The sequence below is a fragment of the Siphonobacter sp. BAB-5405 genome (genome assembly GCF_002872335.1).
Taxonomy (GTDB): domain Bacteria; phylum Bacteroidota; class Bacteroidia; order Cytophagales; family Spirosomataceae; genus Siphonobacter.
The window spans coordinates 229,144-246,414 of record NZ_NJAG01000011.1; the positions used below are offsets into that span (position 1 = coordinate 229,144).

The following is a 17,271-nucleotide window of genomic DNA, read 5'->3' on the forward strand; positions in this document are numbered from 1 at the left end:
AGATTCCTGTAGCTCAGGAATCTCTTTCGGTTTTTTATTCAGCGTTGGTGGTAACGCCCGTTTATAACTTATAAGATAGACTGACGAGTAACTGTCTGGGGTTTTGTGGATCATAGTTAAGTCCCCAGTATCGTTTATCGGTCAGGTTATTACACTTGATTCCCAGTCGCCATTGGGGCTGATCGTAATACACGGTCGCATCAAACTTTGTATAGGCGGGTATCGTGATTCCTCCACCGACGTTATTGGGATAGATTGTACTAACGTGATTCCCGCCAATGCCTAGCCCCCATCCTTTCGCCGCTCCCTGCGTGAATTTATAACTAGCCCAGAAGTTAGCAATATCGGCCGGCAAGCCATTGCTCAAGCCTTCCTGACTGGCATTGGCCCGGGTGTATTTGTATTCATTGTGTCCATAACCCAAAATCAGATTTAAGCCGGGTAAGGGATTAGCCACGATGTCTACCTCAACCCCTTTACTTTTTTGCTGACCATCCTGAATGGAAAACCCGGGCCGCGTTGGATCCGTGCGTATGGCATTTTTCAGATCAATTTCGTAGTAACTCACCGTAGCCGTAAGTTTCTGGGCCAAAGCCTCCGTTTTTACCCCTACTTCCCACTGATTACCGTATTGCGGCAAGGGCGTCAGGATTGAATTGTCGGGCTGAGTAACGGGAGCTACGTTTTGAAAGCCATTCATGTAGTTGGCAAACACCGAAAGTTGCTCTTTGATGGGTTGATACACCAGACCGAACTTGGGAGAAACGGCCGTTTGGCTGTACACCCCGGCTGCCGCTGCGGGTTGTCCGTTGACAGAAGTGCCCTTGTTATCGAATTTTTCGACCCGTACGCTCAGCATCGCCATCAAGCGATCCGTCAGATTCAGTATATCTGATACATATGCACTATAGCGATACTGTTCAGCGAAGGTATTCGTGAGGTTCGCATTCGCGACCATGTTTTCCAGACGGGAGAGGGAGATCGGTACAATCGGTTTACGGATATTGATTACATCGTAATTCACAATGCCGTACGACTGCGTCAGGCTGGCCGTGTAATATGCATCGACACCGACAACCATCCGGTTTTTGAAACGGCCGATCTGAAAGTCACCCGTGAAATTCTGCTGAAACTGCATGGAGCGGGTGTAGCTATTCCGAGCCGCCGAAAGACTACGGGCAATGGTACTATCACTCGTCCAGGTAGCCGGGTACATATAGTTGACATTATCGTACTGAATGTTTCCGTAGGCGTACTGCGTGGCGGAAGTCCACTGATCCGAAAGTTTGTACTCTGCCTTGGCAAAGACGTTGTGCGTACCCATTTTCAGGAGCGGATCATTGCTGTTGATGGCCTGATCGTATGCCAGCGGCGTATCCTTGATATTTTTGAATCCTGCTTTGCCAAAGGCATACGCGGGAAGCGTAGTACGGTTCGTCCGGAAAAACTCGGCATCAATGTGTAAGGAAAGGCGATCATTGACTTTAAAAGACAAACTGGGGGCAACGGTATAATTCCGATTGAAGCCGTAAGTCTGAAAGCTTTTTTCATTGTGCGAAGCCAAATTCAGGCGGAACAGAGCCGTTTTCTCTTTATTGAGCGGCGTGTTGACATCCGCAGCCAGTCGATTCAAGCTCCAACTGCCGCCCGTATAGGAAATCTCACCGCCAAAATCAGCGTATGGCTTTTTCGTAACCAGATTGGAAAACCCACCAAAAGAAATTAGACTGGAACCAAAGAGCGTACCGGAGGGTCCTTTCAGTACTTCTACCCGCTCCACATTGATGGGGTCAATTCCCGCACTTTGTTGCGAAGCCATGCCATTCCGCATCTGACTGGTTACCCAGAATCCGCGTAGGATCAGGTAGGTAACGCCATTGTTCACACCACCGAATCCAACCCCGGCACCGGGCACGTTTTGTAACAGGTTTTTATAGTCTACGGCGATTTGCTCGGTAGCAAGCTCTTTGGAAAGAACATTATATACCTGCGGATTCTCCAGATTCTTGATGGGTAACCGGGCTACATATTCACTTTCTTTATTCCCGAACTTGTTGGTGCCTTTCACCAGTACCTCTTCGAGTTGTTCCGCCGTCTCTACCAGCGTAAAATCGGCCTGCGTGGTTTCGTTTTCACGAACTTCCAGCTCACGCTCCTGGCTTTTCAGGCCGACAAAACTCACGCGTAAGGTATATGTACCAGCTTTTACTTTTTCGATGGCATACTGGCCTGACTCGTTAGAAGTAGCTCCGACCGAACGACCCTTGAGCGAAATCGTTACCTGACTGGTCGGTTTACCGTCAGAACTCGTGATAGTCCCCTGAATACGGCCCGTTTGTGCCCAAAGGCTTGTGCATGCCCCAAGCAGCATCAGAAAGAGTAGATAGTTTTTTTTCATGGAGAAGAAGGGAATAAAATGAGGGGTGCAATGGAGAAGAGAGGATAGCTCCTCATAAAAAAAGCCCTCGCAAGACGAAGGCTTTTTTCTAATAACAACGAGCAAAAAAACGATGGAGTGCTTAAGATGAAGCTGTCCCCTAACCATTAGTCCATCTTAGACATTGCAAAGGAAGTAGTTTATTTAGATTTATTCCAAATAATTTTCAAATAATTTTTATTGATTCTAAATAATTTGTTTCTATCACCCTTCTGTCTTTATCTTTGAGGAGATTTTCACGTACCCGTTCCATGAGCCTTAACGTTTCTCTTCACGAGTTGTACCGTACTTCGAAAGGAGTGACTTACCAATGCGATCTAACGAATCGTATTGTTCTCAATTTTGCTGATCAGGTGATGGCATTCCGAATGGCAGATTTCGTTCTGTTTCGTCGGAAAGCAGAACGAGTGAATCTTCACGAGATGATTTTTAATCTCGACGATGAATACGATTTTGAAGTACTGGAAGCACCCAAATCCGATCAGAAACTGGTGCTGACGCTGTGCGATCTGGTACAATTACGTGACTTACTGGCGGGTACGCAGTTTACCCTGAATCTCAATTCGATGTTACACGAAGTTTTATATACCTATTCGTACTAACGAACAATACTTCTTTTTTGAATAAAGGGCTCCGTTGGCATATAAACCACGGAGCCCTTATTTATTTTGCTACTGAGATTATTTCTAAATTACTCTTTTTCAATGCGTTAGTATTGCATTCTACGCGAGAGCCTATATCTTTGTGGTGTAGAAAGTATTGCCCACCAACGATCTAAATCCCCGGGCGATAGCAACGAGCACATTTTTTTGAACTATCGCATTAAAAAAATAAGATTAACATGAAAGATTTGCAACGCCTCCGCACCTCACTGAAAGAGGAAGTTGAATTAGCCTTGAATGCTCAGATTAAAATGGAAGCAGAAGCTTCTTCTAAATATTTAGCCATGGCTTCCTGGTGCGAAGTGAATGGTTTCCTGTATTCTGCCAAATATTTCTACAAACAATCGGAAGAAGAACGTGAGCACATGCTCAAAATCTTCCATTACCTGGCAGATCAGGGTGTAATGGCTTATTCACCTGAAGTAGGAGCTGTTCCTCACGAATATCCTTCCTTCCGCAGTGTATTCGAAACGGCTCTGCAAAGTGAGATCAACGTAACGCATTCCATCAACCGTCTGGTAAGTCTTTGCCGTCGCGTAGAAGATTACGCTACCGAAAACTTCCTGCAATGGTTTGTGAAAGAGCAAGTTGAAGAAGAAATCAACGCCCGTCGGGCCCTTGAACTCTTCGACGTTATTGGCGAAGAAGGCATCGGTCGTTTTACTATCGACCGTAATGTATATAAAATTACGAAGCTGGAAGTCGAATAATCATTCATTTCCCCTTCTTTGTAAAGCCCGCAATTGCGGGCTTTTTTTGTGCCCTTTTTACTAAAGCCGGGGTATTTTCATTTCAGATGTCGGCTTTTCCCGGCTTTTGCAGAACTTAGTACCCGCATTGTCAATTTTTGTAGCCTAGTATGCTCTACTATCTTTTCGATTACCTGGATAAAGCCTTCAATTTTCCCGGAGCCGGGGTTTTTCAGTTTCTTACGTTTCGGACGGCGGCGGCTACAGTGACGTCCTTGATTATCGGTATTGTTTTTGGTAAACGCATCATCTGGTACCTGCAACGCCTGCAAATTGGCGAAACCATCCGTGATCTGGGCCTGGAAGGACAGATGCAGAAAAAGGGTACCCCTACGATGGGTGGTTTCATTATCTTACTGGCCATTGTTATTCCGGTACTGCTATTCGCCAAGCTGGATAATATTTACGTAGTCCTTTTACTAATTTCGGCGGTATGGACCTGTTTGATCGGTTTCGTGGATGACTACATTAAAGTATTTCGGAAAAATAAAGAAGGCTTACCCGGTCGCTTCAAGATTGTCGGACAAATCGGACTAGGCTTGTTGATTGGACTGACGATGCACTATTCGCCGGACATCAAAATCCGGGTGTACGAAGAAGCTCGCATCAATACCCCAACGGGCTTCGCTGAACTACGGAAATTTACGGATACCAAAGATTTTCTAACGAACGTCCCTTTCTTTAAAAACAACGAAATTGATTATTCGGAGATTCTTCCGGATTCCATTCTGCCCGATGAATACACCTGGATTCTATACACCGTTATTGTCATCTTCATTATTACGGCCGTATCCAATGGAGCCAACATCACGGATGGGATTGATGGGCTAGCCGCGGGTTCGTCCATCATCATCGGCCTCACGCTGGGTATTCTAGCTTACCTTTCAGGAAATAAAGTCTTTTCCCAGTACCTCAACATCTACTACATTCCTTTATCCGGCGAGCTGGTGGTATTCTGCGGGGCCTTTGTCGGAGCCTGCGTCGGCTTTCTCTGGTACAACACCTATCCCGCTCAGGTTTTCATGGGCGATACGGGTAGTTTGATGCTGGGTAGCGTCATCGCCACGCTGGCCATTGTGTTACGTAAAGAATTGCTAATTCCGATTTTGTGCGGGGTTTTCCTCATCGAATCCATTTCTGTCATTCTCCAGGTGAGTTATTTCAAGTACCAGAAAAAACGACGAGGACTTGAATACGCCCAGTTGCACCGGCTTTTCAAAATGTCTCCGTTGCATCACCACTACCAGAAATCCAATATACCGGAACCGAAGATTGTCATGCGTTTCTTCATCATCGGTATTCTGCTGGCGGTATTTACCCTGGTTACGCTGAAACTACGCTAACAAAAAGACCCGGCTCGAAAGGCCGGGTCTTTTCATAGTTTAATCAGAAATTCATTGAGGTTCTGTTCCGTTTGCAAATTGAGTTTCGTGCGTAATCGGTACCGCTTCAACTCGACACTGCGAACCGTAATGTTCAGTAACTGAGCAATTTCCTTACTGGATAAATTCATTCGCAGATACGCAGCCAACTTCAAATCACCAGGCGTTAGGTTGGGAAACGATTCGAGCAGCTTTTTGAAAAAGTAATCATGCACGTCGTTGAAATTCGATTCAAAGATATCCCAGCTATGTTCATCGGCCAGATTGCGATTAATGAGTTGTACCAGCGAGCGGTATTGCGTAGCAGCGGTTTCCGGACCAATTTCTTTCCGTAACTTCTCCAATTCTCCCTTGATCGTTTCCAGCAGTTCATTTTTTTGCAGCAGGTTCATGGCCGAATTTGCCAGTTCTTCCGACTTGCGTTCGACGTCTTTCCGCAATTGCTCGTTCCGTAATTCTGCCAATACCTGAGCGTTTCGGAGTTGCTCCTCTTCCAGTTGTAGCTGCATTTTTCGTTGAATCCGGCTTTGGTGCATCCGAATGCGACGCCGATAAAACTGATACGCCAGCCAGAAACCCACGACTAACAACACCAGGTATAGAAACTGACTCCAGCGATTCCAGTACCAGGGTGGCCGTATTTCAAAGGACAGAGTCGTTTCTTCGCTGGAAACGGATGAACGTAAATGCACCACATACGTACCTGGGTCTAAAGGCCCCGTCGTCAGGGTGTGCGTTTTCGACAACGTCGTCCAGCCCGGCATTTTTCCTTCCAGCCAGTAGTCGTATGTGACATCGGCCTCGTACTGGGTAGACGTAAAATCAATGGTCAGGTTGTTCTGCCAGTATCGGAATTGCAACTCAGGTTGAGGCTGACCGGGATAAAGCGTTTGATCGAAGTTTTCAGTACTGATCTGACGGATTAGCGGGTGGGCCTGCGTCTCCGTCGTTCCCTGTCGCAAGTAAGAAACCGGTACCACTGAAAACCCATCATCTCCGCAGACCAGCAGCGTCTGCTCATCGAGCCGTACGACATTCTCGTACCCTTCCACCCATTGCACATGTTTGATATTCAACGGCCTGATCGATTGATTTCCCCGCCAGTACGCCAGCGTTCCGTTGATCCGTAATACCAGATAATCCTGGGAGTTGATGGGAAAAATGTTTCTTACGCCCTGTTTACCAAGGGCTGGAATGGCTTTCAAGGTTGTTCCTTCCAGAAAATACGATTGCTGATCGGTACACACCAATGGTTTTTCCTGGATCCGAATCAGGTTAGCTCCCTGCAGACCATTGAGTGGTGTGGTATGCTGAATGGTTCGCAAATCGTCCGCAAGTCGAATTTGGGTGATCCCCCGGTATTTTCGTCGCAGCAAAAGCGTATTGGCATCTTGCTCTATAATTTGATCGGTTAGTGAAAAATCGCCCGCCAATGAGTGACTCAACTGCCAGCGACCGTTGACCTGTTTATACAATGCCAGATCCGTATAAGTGCCCTGAATAAGTATATCCGGATGCTTTTGGAGTTGGTGAAGTACGAGTCCTCCGGTCAGCTTCGAAATTTGCCGAAAGCCCGAGCCTTCCAGTACGAAAGTGCCTTCGTTATGACCGCAAAACAGGGTTCCGTCGATTACTTCCAGATCCCAAACCTGCCCCTGACTACCGGGTACGATCTGTAGACTGGTTTTTCCATCCGTTTCGTTGACCTGAAAAACGCCATGGTTCGTTCCTACGTACAGTTTGCCCTGATAGAGCGTAGCATCGTACACACTTCCGAGTACGCCGTCCTTATCCCGAAAATGGCGAACGGGCGAACTTAGCAAGACGGCATCAATTCCATTATCCGTACCTACCCACACGTTTTTGTCCGCGTCGGCGTGCAGGGCCAGTACGGTATTATTCTGCAAGCCTGATTTCTGGTTGAGGTGGTAGCGAATACGGCCCCATTCATCGGTAATAATCATCCCATTTTGTACCGAACCATACGCATACGTTCGCTCATCCACTCGAATGGCTTTGTTGAGCTGGTTGTCCGCTAGAAAACGACTTGCTGGGGTATTCAGCATAGTGAAGCCTTTGCCATCAAAAGTGAAAAGCATCCGATCCGTACCAATCTGTAACTGACTGGGTCCGGATCGGAATACACAGCGTACCCGTTCATGAGCGAGACGGTCACTGCCCGGTAAGTATACAAATTGTTCATCTACCCATTCGTAGATGCCCTTATCCATAATCTGCACAAAGAGCCGATTGTCAACCTGGTAGGCAAAAAATACGTTTCCCGGCGTAGGTAAAGTCGTTATCTGATTATGCTGATAACGGAACAGGTAAGCAAAAGAATGGAAATAGACCGCATCACCTAATGTAATAATATTCCAGATTTCTTCCTGTTTAAATCGAGGGTCCTTGTTCCGGGAGTTCAGGGAATGGTACGTAAGAACGCCCTTACTATTCGCCTGCCAATAGCCGAATTCCTGTAAAGCTCCCGTATAAATGCGATCACCCGCCGTAGCAACGGAGCGAATGATCTGACGGTGCGGCAAAATGAAATTTTTCCAGGTTTGTCCATCGTATTCCAGCAGACCTTTCGAATTCCCAACGTAGATGAATCGGGTGTTCTTGCTCTGGCTAATACTCCAGTTCTGTCGCTGGGCTTGATAGTCCTGTATAGTGAACGATCTCACCTCAGGCAGGCATAGCTTTTGTAGCTGATCGGTATACGTTTGAGCTTTCGCAAAATCACTGACAAGCACTAAAACTATTACGAATACGAACCTTACACGAGTATCGATTCCTATCCTTCTTCCGATCCTGTTCTGGGTACTCACTTGCTTCACCGTTAAAATCAATCCCACAATTTTTTCAACAATTAATACAAATATGTAGGAATGATGTAGTACACACAAGCCTTACCCTGTAAATGATGTGGTAATGATGTAGTGGTTTTTTTGTCTACATCTACTTAGATATTTTAATTTTGTCCACCAAATAATACAATTTCTTATCATGAAGAAAGCTTATCTGCTGTGTCTATGGTTGTTTTCACTGATCGTCACTCAAGTGTATGCTCAGGAGGGACGCCGCGTCACTGGACGAGTAACCAGTGCAGACGATAACCAACCGTTGCCCGGAGCAACGATTGCCATAAAGGGTACCACGCGTGGTACAAACACGGACGCCGAGGGGCGATTCTCTCTTGCGGCGAATACAGGCGATGTACTTTCCGTAACGTTCGTGGGAATGAAGCCGCAGGAAATAACAGTAACTGCGGCGGCTACAGAGCTTACCATTACGCTGGAATCGGATGCGTCTACGTTAAACGAAGTCGTCGCGATTGGCTACGGAACGGCCCGTAAGAAAGACTTGACGGGAGCAGTAGCTACCTTAAAAACGGCAGACATCGTTAATCAACCCGTTGTATCGGCTACGCAGGCGATGCAGGGTAAATTAGCTGGGGTACAAATCACTGCCTCGGGTGAACCGGGTAGCGTACCGACGGTACGGATTCGTGGTACGGGTACATTGTTGGCCGGTGCAGATCCTTTGTACGTCGTAGACGGCGTTATTACGGACGATATTCGAAACATCAATCCGCAGGATATTACCTCCATGGACGTTCTGAAAGATGCTTCGGCTACGGCTATCTATGGGATGCGAGCTGCTAACGGCGTTATCCTGGTAACGACGAAACGTGGACAAAGCGGAGCGGTTAAAGTAACCTACGATGGTTACGTAGGTTTCCGTCAGGCTTCCCGTCGGGTGAAAATGGCCGATTCGCAGCAGTACATCGACTTCTCAAACGAAGCGTTGGTACGGGCGGGTCAGCAACCTGTTTTCACCGCAGGCGACATCAAGGCGAATACGAATTGGTTCAACGCCATTACCCGTAACGCCCTGGTTCATAACCATAACATTTCCTTGAGTGGTGGTTCTGAGAAAAGTACGTATTTTCTAAGTGGTGGTTATATGTTCGACGACGGTATTCTAAAAGGCAATGGCTATCGTCGTTTGAGCTTGCGGGCTAGCAATGATTATCAGGTCAGTAAGTCTTTCAAAGTGGGAGCCTCATTAAACCTGGCTCAGGAAGATAATGAAAACAAACCTTACTCCGCTTTTACGAGTGCCTACAAGCAGGCTCCAATCGTGCCCGTATACAATGAGGACGGCAGCTATGGATACACCCTTCGCAACAACGTAGCCAACCCGCTAGCTCAGATCAACTATACGAACGATCATACGAAAAGTCTGCGTTTGCAGGGTGTATTGTTTGCGGAATGGAACATCACCAGTGATTTGCGATTCCGCTCGAACTTTGCCGTGGAAAACCGTTCGTTCAATAATCGCAAGTACAACCCGATCTACGTGGTTTCTGGAAACCAGCAAAACAATACCAGTCAGCTGACACTTCGCGATGATAATGCTTCTCGCTGGGTATGGGATAATACCTTAACCTACACCAAAACGTTTGGCGAAAAACATAGTCTGAATGCCCTGGTAGGGGTTACGGGTGAACGCTACAAAACAAGCTTCCTCGGGGGCTCCCGTTTGAACGTACCGAACAATCCGGACTACTGGACCCTGAATCTGGGTACGCAGGCCACTGCTACCAACGAAAGCAGCATGGGTCTGGAGCGACGCCTCTCCTACTACGGTCGGGTAAACTATAACTACGATGACCGGTACCTGTTGACGGCTACCGTACGTCAGGATGGATCCAGCAAGTTTCCTTCGTCCAATCGTTCCAGCGTATTCCCATCCGTGGGTGCGGCCTGGCAGATTGCCAACGAGAATTTCATGAAGGGTCAGAACCTCTTCTCTGCACTGAAACTCCGGGCGAGCTGGGGTCAGGTAGGAAACGACCGGATTGTACCGAACGCGTTCCTCTATACGCTGTCTTCGAACCTGGATTATCAGATTGATGGTCAACTGGCTCCGGGTTACACGATTCAGGACATTAAGGATTTGAACCTACGTTGGGAAGTAACGACGGAGAAGGATTTAGGTCTGGAGTTTGGTTTATTAAACAACCGTCTCTCCGGGGAAGTCAACTACTATGACAAACTCACGAAAGACGCGTTGATCTACAAACCCATTGATGCCATCTTCGGTGATAACGATTCCCAGTATCTGACCAACGCCGCCGACATTCGTAACCGCGGTATCGAGTTTGGTTTGAACTGGAATGAGAAGAAAGGTGACTTCCGTTACAATGTAGGCGTGAACTTCACGATCAACAATAACAAAATTGAGCGTGTGAACGGTGGTCTGCCTATCCAGGCTGGTAGCTTGGGTAACGGTCAAATCACAACGCAGACAGCAGAAGGACAACCCATCGGTAGCTTCTACGTATACCAGACGAATGGTATCTTCAAATCACAGGCTGAGCTGGATGCGTATCCGCACATTTCCGGAGCAAAAGTGGGCGATCTGCGTTACGTGGACACGGATGGGAACGGAATCATCAATGGTAACGACCGCGTATACAAAGGTTCGTATCAGCCTAAATACTTCTTTGGTCTGACGGGTGGTCTTAGCTACCGCAACTTCGATTTGAGCGTTACGGCAGCGGGTAACCTGGGCAACCAGATTTACAACGGTAAAAAAGCTCAACGATTTGGTAACGAGAATATCGAAGCTTCCGTCACCAACTGGTGGTCACCCAGCAATACGACGAGCAACAATCCCCGTCCGTCGAATGACGTAGCTCTGGCTTCTGATTACTACATCGAATCAGGCTCGTACCTGCGGATTAATAACGTTTCGCTGGGTTACAACTTACCCAAAACGCTGACGGATTCCTGGAAAATGCAGGGCATTCGCGTGTACGTGACGGCTCAAAACCTGGTGACGTTCCAGAAGTTCTCGGGCTTTACCCCTGAGCTTCCCGGTCGTACGCTCGCGAACAGCACCGACCAAACCGCGGGTACGCTGTCTTCGGGTATCGAACTGGATGCGTATCCCACGCCTCGTACGTTCCTGATGGGAGTAACGGTTAATTTCTAATTCGACAAGATTCGGGTCAGGCGGTAACGACTGGCCCCATCTCAAAACATATAGTTCCAATGAAAGTCAACAAATATATCCTGAGAGCTGGCCTCTTTACGGGTCTTGCTTTGAGCGGAGTCGCCTGTAAGGATTACCTGGATGTAGCTCCTCAGGGCGAGCTTACGCCGGATTATTTATCCAGCGATCCGAAATCGGCTGAAGGTATCGTTACGGCCATTTACAACAAGATGCTCGACTGGAATATCCACTCCTTTTCCTGGATCGGTATTACCAGTATTGCTTCCGACGACGCCGATAAAGGCAGTGATCCGGGCGATTCAGGTTCAGATAAAAATGAATTGGACGGCTTTACGTTCTCGGCAACCAGTGGTTCCTTTAATGACATCTGGCAGGGAAATTATCAGGGCATCGCCCGGGCTAACCAGGCTCTGACGTATTTGCCTACGCTGACGATTGACGAAGCCTCCAAAAACCGTCTGATTGGCGAAGCTACCTTCCTGCGGGCGTATTTTTACTTCAATCTGGTTCGTACGTTCGGGGGTGTACCCTTGATTACGACGGTTCCTAATCCAACGAACGAAGCCGACTTACAGGCGGGTCGTACGCGGACTACGACGGAAGCCATTTATTCCCAAATCGAAGCGGATCTCAACACGGCAATAACCAATCTGCCCGAAAAAGGTAGCATTGCAACCGGCCGGGCTACGAAAGGAGCAGCTCAGGCTCTGTTAGCGAAAGTTTCGATGTACCAGAAGAAATGGGACAAAGTACTGGAACTTACCAATGCAGTAATCACTGGTGGTAAATATTCCTTGGTAGACGATTACTCGACGATCTGGCGGGAAGTCGGTGAAAACAACGCCGAATCCATTTTTGAAGTACAAGCTCAGGGTACTACGCCAAACAAAGGCATTAATAACTACTCGGCAACCCAAGGTGTACGCGGTCAGTGGGGCTGGGGCTTCAATACGCCTTCAGCGGATCTGGAAAAAGCGTATGAACCCGGTGATAAACGCAAAGCAGCGACCATCATGTACCCCGGTGAAGTGCTTTGGGATGGTCAGCAGGTGTTAGCTACGGCTCCGAACCCTCGTTACAACAAGAAAGCGTACGTAAGCCGCGTAGCTGAAACGTACAATGGTAACGATTCGGAGACGAACAAAAACATGCGGATTTTACGCTTTGCGGAAGTACTGCTGATGCACGCGGAAGCCTCTAACGAACTGGGTCAGTCGGGTAATGCCCTGATTTCTCTGAACAAAGTTCGGGTACGGGCCGGATTGCAAGCGGCACAAGCAGGTTCTCAGAGCGACTTACGCCTGAAAATCTGGAACGAACGTCGCGTAGAATTGGCAATGGAGCACGACCGGATGTTCGACCTGCGTCGGCAGGGACGAGCCGCAACAGTACTGCGGGCTCTGGGTCTGCCTTACGTAAGTCCTAAACACGATCTGTTCCCCATTCCGCAAACGCAAATCGACTTAAGCGGTGGTCAGCTAAAACAAAACCCCGGCTACTAAAACAAGGCGAGAGGTAATCAGAAAGAATGGTTCTTCTGATTACCTCTTTCGCTTCAAGGTGTATTTGGTATTCTTTTCCGCCCTACTCTTTCTGCTTTATGAGAATATACTCCACGCTTCTGACAGGCGTCATGGCTTGTACATTGACGTTTGTTTCCTGTACCAAGTCCGTCCCGACTACTCATTCTAAAACGCTTGCTACTGAGAAATTGCCTTCCGAGAAGAGCGAATACATGGACGTTGTACAAAAAGCTACGTTCCGTTACTTCTGGGATTTCGGGCATCCCATTTCGGGCATGGCTGCCGAACGTACAGCCACGCCCAATATCGTCACGACGGGCGGTACGGGTTTTGGCCTGATGGGAATGGTCGTAGCCGCCGAACGGCAGTGGATTACCCGCGAGGCCGCCGTAGCCCGCGTACAAAAAATTGCCGATTTTCTGGAAAAAGCCGACCGCTTCCACGGAGCCTGGTCGCACTGGATTGATGGCAACACGGGCCGGGTCGTTCCTTTTGGACAAAAAGATAACGGCGGTGATCTGGTAGAAACCGCTTTTCTAACCAATGGTCTACTCGTTGCCCGAGAATACTTCAACGGCAATACTGCCGCCGAAAAGAAACTTCGTAACCAGATTACCAAACTCTGGGAAGGCATCGAGTGGGACTGGTACGTGCACGATGGCAAACTTCGCTGGCACTGGTCCAAGCAGTACAATTGGGACATGAATATGCCCATTGAAGGCTATAATGAATGTCTGATTACGTATGTGCTGGCTCTGGGTTCGCCCACGCACGCCATTACGCCGCAGGTCTACGAAAACACCTGGAAACAGTCGAATCACTTTACCAATGGCAACAAGTACATGGGTTATAAGCTCGACATTGGCTTCCCCTACGGCGGGCCGCTCTTCTTCAGCCATTACTCGTATCTGAGTATGGACCCGCGACGGATGCAGGATCAGCATACGAACTACTGGCAGATGAATCAGGCTCATACGCTGATTAACTGGGCGTACTGTGCCGAAAAAGCTCCTAAAGTGTATGGGTATTCCGAAGAAAACTGGGGCCTAACCGCCAGCGACGATTACAATTTCTACGACGCTCACTCACCGACCAACGATAACGGTACGATTACGCCCACGGCGGCTTTATCGGCTTTCCCGTATACGCCTTACGAATCCTGGCAGGCACTGCGGTATCTGTATCTGAAACACGGCAATCGTCTGTTTGGTGAATATGGTTTTTATGATGCCTACAATGCGTCGAAAAACTGGTACTCCAATCAGTATCTGGCGATTGATCAGGGTCCGATTGTCGTGATGATTGAAAACTACCGGACAGGCCTGATTTGGAAAGTGGGCGAACGCATTACTGAAATTCAGACGGGACTGAAGAAAATGGGTATTGAGAACCCCTCCTACCCGACGGGCTTCTACGCCTACCAGCCGCACCCGACTACCGGCGAATGGAGTCTGATGCGACACAGCGACACAGGTAAATACCCGCTGGAATTCGCCGTGGCCGGTACACAACCCGTTACCATCGAACTCACGGGCATTAATGGTACAACCCTTAAAGTATTGGATAATAAAACGCTAACGCCCGGTACACATATTCAATCTTTCGACGCAGCCGGAGGAAAGTATGTAGCAACGATTACGCAGGGTTCGGTGAAGAAGGTGATGAAGTTGGTATTGCGGTAATTATTGGTACCCTATATGCAGTCTTTCGTCCCGCAAGTTACGCTGGTCTTTTAGTCCGTCGACGATACCGATTCGATAAAAACTAATAAATAATCACTATTGCTGGAAAATGAAAACCTCCCCCGCCCGGAAGCAACGGAACGACCTACGATAGCCGCAATGCGGTGGCCTAAAGCGGGCTGTCGTCAGTCGTGGAGAGGTCCAGCCTGGAAGGCTTCTGGGCTACTAGTCAGCCGTTCCAACGGAACCAGACTCGGTCTAGGTGAATAACGCATCTGTAAAAAGCAAGTTATTAGTTCCTGAGCTATCTATAGGTTAACATGCTTTCGAGACTAAACTCCGTTTGATTCTGCAAGAAATCAATAAATGATTCATTCCATGAAAAAGACTTCTCTTCTGCTTCTGGCGGGTCTGTTCCAGTTTCAGGTACAGGCTCAGACGCCGGAGGCGAAAATGAATACCTTCGTCACCAAGCTCATGGGCCAGATGACGATTGATGAAAAAATCGGTCAGCTCAATCTGGTGACACCGGGCGGATTTACGGCGACGGGAGCTACGGTTTCCCAAAACGTCGAAGCCAATATTAAAGCGGGTAAAGTCGGCGGCTTGTTCGGCATTTACGATCCGACGCTGGTACGCAAACCTCAGGAACTGGCCGTAAAAAATTCCCGGCTGCACATTCCTCTGCTGTTCGGACTCGACGTCATTCACGGACACAAAACCAGCTTTCCCATTCCCCTCGGCATTTCGTCAACCTGGGATCTCGAACGCATTGAGAAAAGTGCCCGCATTGCCGCGACTGAAGCTACCGCGGATGGGCTGAACTGGGTGTTCTCGCCCATGGTCGATATTGCCCGTGATCCTCGCTGGGGCCGCATTTCTGAAAGTTCCGGAGAAGATCCGTACCTGGGTTCGCTCATTGCCAAAGCCATGATTCGCGGGTATCAGGGCACCAGCTTTAAGGAAACGAATACGGTTCTCGCCTGCGTCAAACACTTTGCTCTGTACGGAGCGGCTGAAGCGGGCCGTGATTACAATACCGTGGATATGAGCCGTATTAAAATGTTTGAGTACTACCTGCCGCCGTACAAAGCCGCCATCGACGCGGGCGTAGGGAGTGTGATGACTTCCTTCAACGAAATCGACGCAGTACCGGCGACGGCCAATAAATGGCTCGTAACCGATTTGTTACGCAACCAATGGGGCTTTAAAGGCCTGGTGGTAACCGACTACACGGCCATTAACGAAATGATTGCCCACGGTCTGGGGGATCTGAAACAGGTTTCGGCTCTGGCTTTGAAAGCCGGTACCGACATGGATATGGTAGGCGAAGGCTTTCTAACGACGCTCAAACAATCGCTGAACGAAGGCAAGATCACCCAAAAAGAAATCGATCAGGCCTGCCGCCGGATTCTGGAAGCCAAGTACAAATTGGGCCTGTTTGACGATCCGTATCGCTACCTGGACGAGTCGCGTCCGGTTAAAGAAATTCTGACGCCCGAGAACCGGGCCTTTGCCCGCGATCTGGCTGCCCGTAGTCACGTATTACTCAAAAATGCGAATCAGACCTTACCCCTGAAAAAAAGCGGCAGCATTGCTCTGATTGGCCCCCTGGCGGATGATCGGAAGAATATGCTGGGTACGTGGAATATTGCTGGCGACTGGAAAAAAGCCGTGACCGTGGCGGAAGGCATTAAGAATGTAGCGGGTAATAGTGTAAAAATCAATTACGCCAAAGGAGCCAACTTCACCACAGATACACTGCTAATTCAGCGATTGAACGCTCAGAACGGACTCGTAGACGTAGACCCCCGTTCGCCGGAAGTGATGATCGAGGAAGCCGTAAAGGTGGCCCGGCAATCAGACGTGATTGTGGCCGTTGTAGGCGAAGCTCAGGAAATGTCGGGCGAAGCTTCCAGTCGTTCGGATATTGGTATTCCCGAAAATCAGAAAGACTTACTGAAAGCACTGAAAAAAACGGGCAAACCGCTGGTACTGGTAGTGATGAGCGGTCGTCCGCTAACGCTTACCTGGGAAAACGACAACGCCGATGCCATGCTGGAAGCCTGGTTTGGCGGTAGCGAATCGGGCAATGCCATCGCAGACGTTTTGTTTGGCAACTACAATCCTGCCGGAAAACTGACGGCTACATTTCCCCGCAACGTTGGTCAGATTCCCATTTATTACAATCACAAGAATACGGGTCGTCCCTACGAAGGCGTGTTACTGGATAAATTCAAATCCCGTTACCTCGACGTACCCAATGATCCGTTATTTCCCTTTGGGTACGGTTTAAGTTATACTACGTTCAGTTACAGCGAGGTCAAACTCAGCCAGACCACCCTGAAGGGCAATCAGACATTACAGGCAAGTGTGACTGTAAAAAACACGGGTAAGTACACGGGCGAAGAAGTTGTTCAGCTCTACATCAGCGATCCTGTCGCGAGTGTAACGCGTTCGGTGAAAGACCTGAAAGGCTTCCAGAAGATCAGTCTGAAATCCGGCGAGAGTAAGGAAGTTACCTTTCGTATTACACCCGAACAGCTCAAATTCTATACTACGGATTTGAAATACGACTGGGAAGGGGGCGAATTCAGTATTCAGATCGGTACCAATTCCAGCGACGTACAAACGGCAAAAGTGCAGTGGGCTAAATAAAACCTGCCGTCGTACCAAAAAAGGTCAGCCGAAACGCTGGCCTTTTTTCTTTTTGTAGGCTTTCCTCAGCAATAACCCATTTCAGAGCAAACGATCCGATGATTCCAGCAAAAATGGACGCGATAATGAGAAAACGTTTCGTTTCGCTCCTTTC

9 protein-coding genes are annotated in these 17,271 nt (G+C 48.4%); 7 read left to right on the forward strand and 2 right to left on the reverse strand.

What is annotated here, in order from left to right:
- Positions 1 to 61 precede the first annotated feature (61 nt).
- Positions 62 to 2,398 (reverse strand): TonB-dependent receptor, encoded by a 2,337-nt coding sequence (locus BWI97_RS11085; protein ID WP_158242739.1) that lies wholly within the window; start codon positions 2,396 to 2,398, stop codon positions 62 to 64.
- 290 nt (positions 2,399 to 2,688) lie between these two features.
- Here BWI97_RS11085 and BWI97_RS11090 point away from each other — a divergent pair, with 290 nt between their 5' ends.
- The 3 genes from BWI97_RS11090 to mraY all read left to right on the forward strand — a co-directional run bounded on the left by BWI97_RS11090 (position 2,689) and on the right by mraY (position 5,191).
- Positions 2,689 to 3,039, forward strand: coding sequence for a hypothetical protein (locus tag BWI97_RS11090; protein WP_094809306.1), 351 nt, complete (start codon positions 2,689 to 2,691; stop codon positions 3,037 to 3,039).
- A 239-nt stretch (positions 3,040 to 3,278) separates the two neighbouring features.
- The gene (locus BWI97_RS11095) at positions 3,279 to 3,809 is read left to right on the forward strand and encodes a ferritin (RefSeq protein WP_094809304.1); all 531 of its coding nucleotides are present in this window, start codon (positions 3,279 to 3,281) and stop codon (positions 3,807 to 3,809) included.
- Positions 3,810 to 3,958: 149 nt separating this feature from the next.
- The gene (gene mraY, locus BWI97_RS11100; protein WP_094809302.1) at positions 3,959 to 5,191 is read left to right on the forward strand and encodes a phospho-N-acetylmuramoyl-pentapeptide-transferase; all 1,233 of its coding nucleotides are present in this window, start codon (positions 3,959 to 3,961) and stop codon (positions 5,189 to 5,191) included.
- 32 nt (positions 5,192 to 5,223) lie between these two features.
- Here mraY and BWI97_RS11105 read toward each other — a convergent pair whose 3' ends face one another.
- Entirely contained in the window at positions 5,224 to 7,914 is a 2,691-nt protein-coding gene (locus tag BWI97_RS11105) for a two-component regulator propeller domain-containing protein (RefSeq protein WP_146010915.1), read from the reverse strand.
- Between the two features lie 322 nt (positions 7,915 to 8,236).
- On the opposite strand from BWI97_RS11105, the gene BWI97_RS11110 reads away from it, so the two are divergent.
- The 4 genes from BWI97_RS11110 (at position 8,237) to bglX (ending at position 17,117) form a co-directional block, all read left to right on the forward strand.
- Positions 8,237 to 11,233 carry a TonB-dependent receptor gene (locus tag BWI97_RS11110; protein WP_102201048.1) on the forward strand — a complete coding sequence of 999 codons (2,997 nt, stop codon included), beginning with the start codon at positions 8,237 to 8,239 and terminating at the stop codon, positions 11,231 to 11,233.
- Between the two features lie 59 nt (positions 11,234 to 11,292).
- Entirely contained in the window at positions 11,293 to 12,756 is a 1,464-nt protein-coding gene (locus BWI97_RS11115; protein ID WP_102201049.1) for a RagB/SusD family nutrient uptake outer membrane protein, read from the forward strand.
- 98 nt (positions 12,757 to 12,854) lie between these two features.
- Positions 12,855 to 14,459, forward strand: a complete 1,605-nt coding sequence (locus tag BWI97_RS11120; RefSeq protein ID WP_233207811.1) for a glucoamylase family protein — start codon at positions 12,855 to 12,857, stop codon at positions 14,457 to 14,459.
- Positions 14,460 to 14,837: 378 nt separating this feature from the next.
- Positions 14,838 to 17,117 carry a beta-glucosidase BglX gene (bglX, locus tag BWI97_RS11125; RefSeq protein WP_102201112.1) on the forward strand — a complete coding sequence of 760 codons (2,280 nt, stop codon included), beginning with the start codon at positions 14,838 to 14,840 and terminating at the stop codon, positions 17,115 to 17,117.
- Positions 17,118 to 17,271: the final 154 nt, after the last annotated feature.

What these genes read in the sequence shown, in the direction of transcription:
- BWI97_RS11090 (WP_094809306.1), top strand. Translation starts at nt 2,689, where the DNA reads ATGAGCCTTAACGTTTCTCTTCACGAGTTGTACCGTACTTCGAAAGGA.
- BWI97_RS11120 (WP_233207811.1), top strand. Translation starts at nt 12,855, where the DNA reads ATGAGAATATACTCCACGCTTCTGACAGGCGTCATGGCTTGTACATTG.
- BWI97_RS11110 (WP_102201048.1), top strand. Translation starts at nt 8,237, where the DNA reads ATGAAGAAAGCTTATCTGCTGTGTCTATGGTTGTTTTCACTGATCGTC.
- BWI97_RS11085 (WP_158242739.1), bottom strand. Translation starts at nt 2,398, where the DNA reads ATGAAAAAAAACTATCTACTCTTTCTGATGCTGCTTGGGGCATGCACA.
- mraY (WP_094809302.1), top strand. Translation starts at nt 3,959, where the DNA reads ATGCTCTACTATCTTTTCGATTACCTGGATAAAGCCTTCAATTTTCCC.
- BWI97_RS11115 (WP_102201049.1), top strand. Translation starts at nt 11,293, where the DNA reads ATGAAAGTCAACAAATATATCCTGAGAGCTGGCCTCTTTACGGGTCTT.
- BWI97_RS11095 (WP_094809304.1), top strand. Translation starts at nt 3,279, where the DNA reads ATGAAAGATTTGCAACGCCTCCGCACCTCACTGAAAGAGGAAGTTGAA.
- bglX (WP_102201112.1), top strand. Translation starts at nt 14,838, where the DNA reads ATGAAAAAGACTTCTCTTCTGCTTCTGGCGGGTCTGTTCCAGTTTCAG.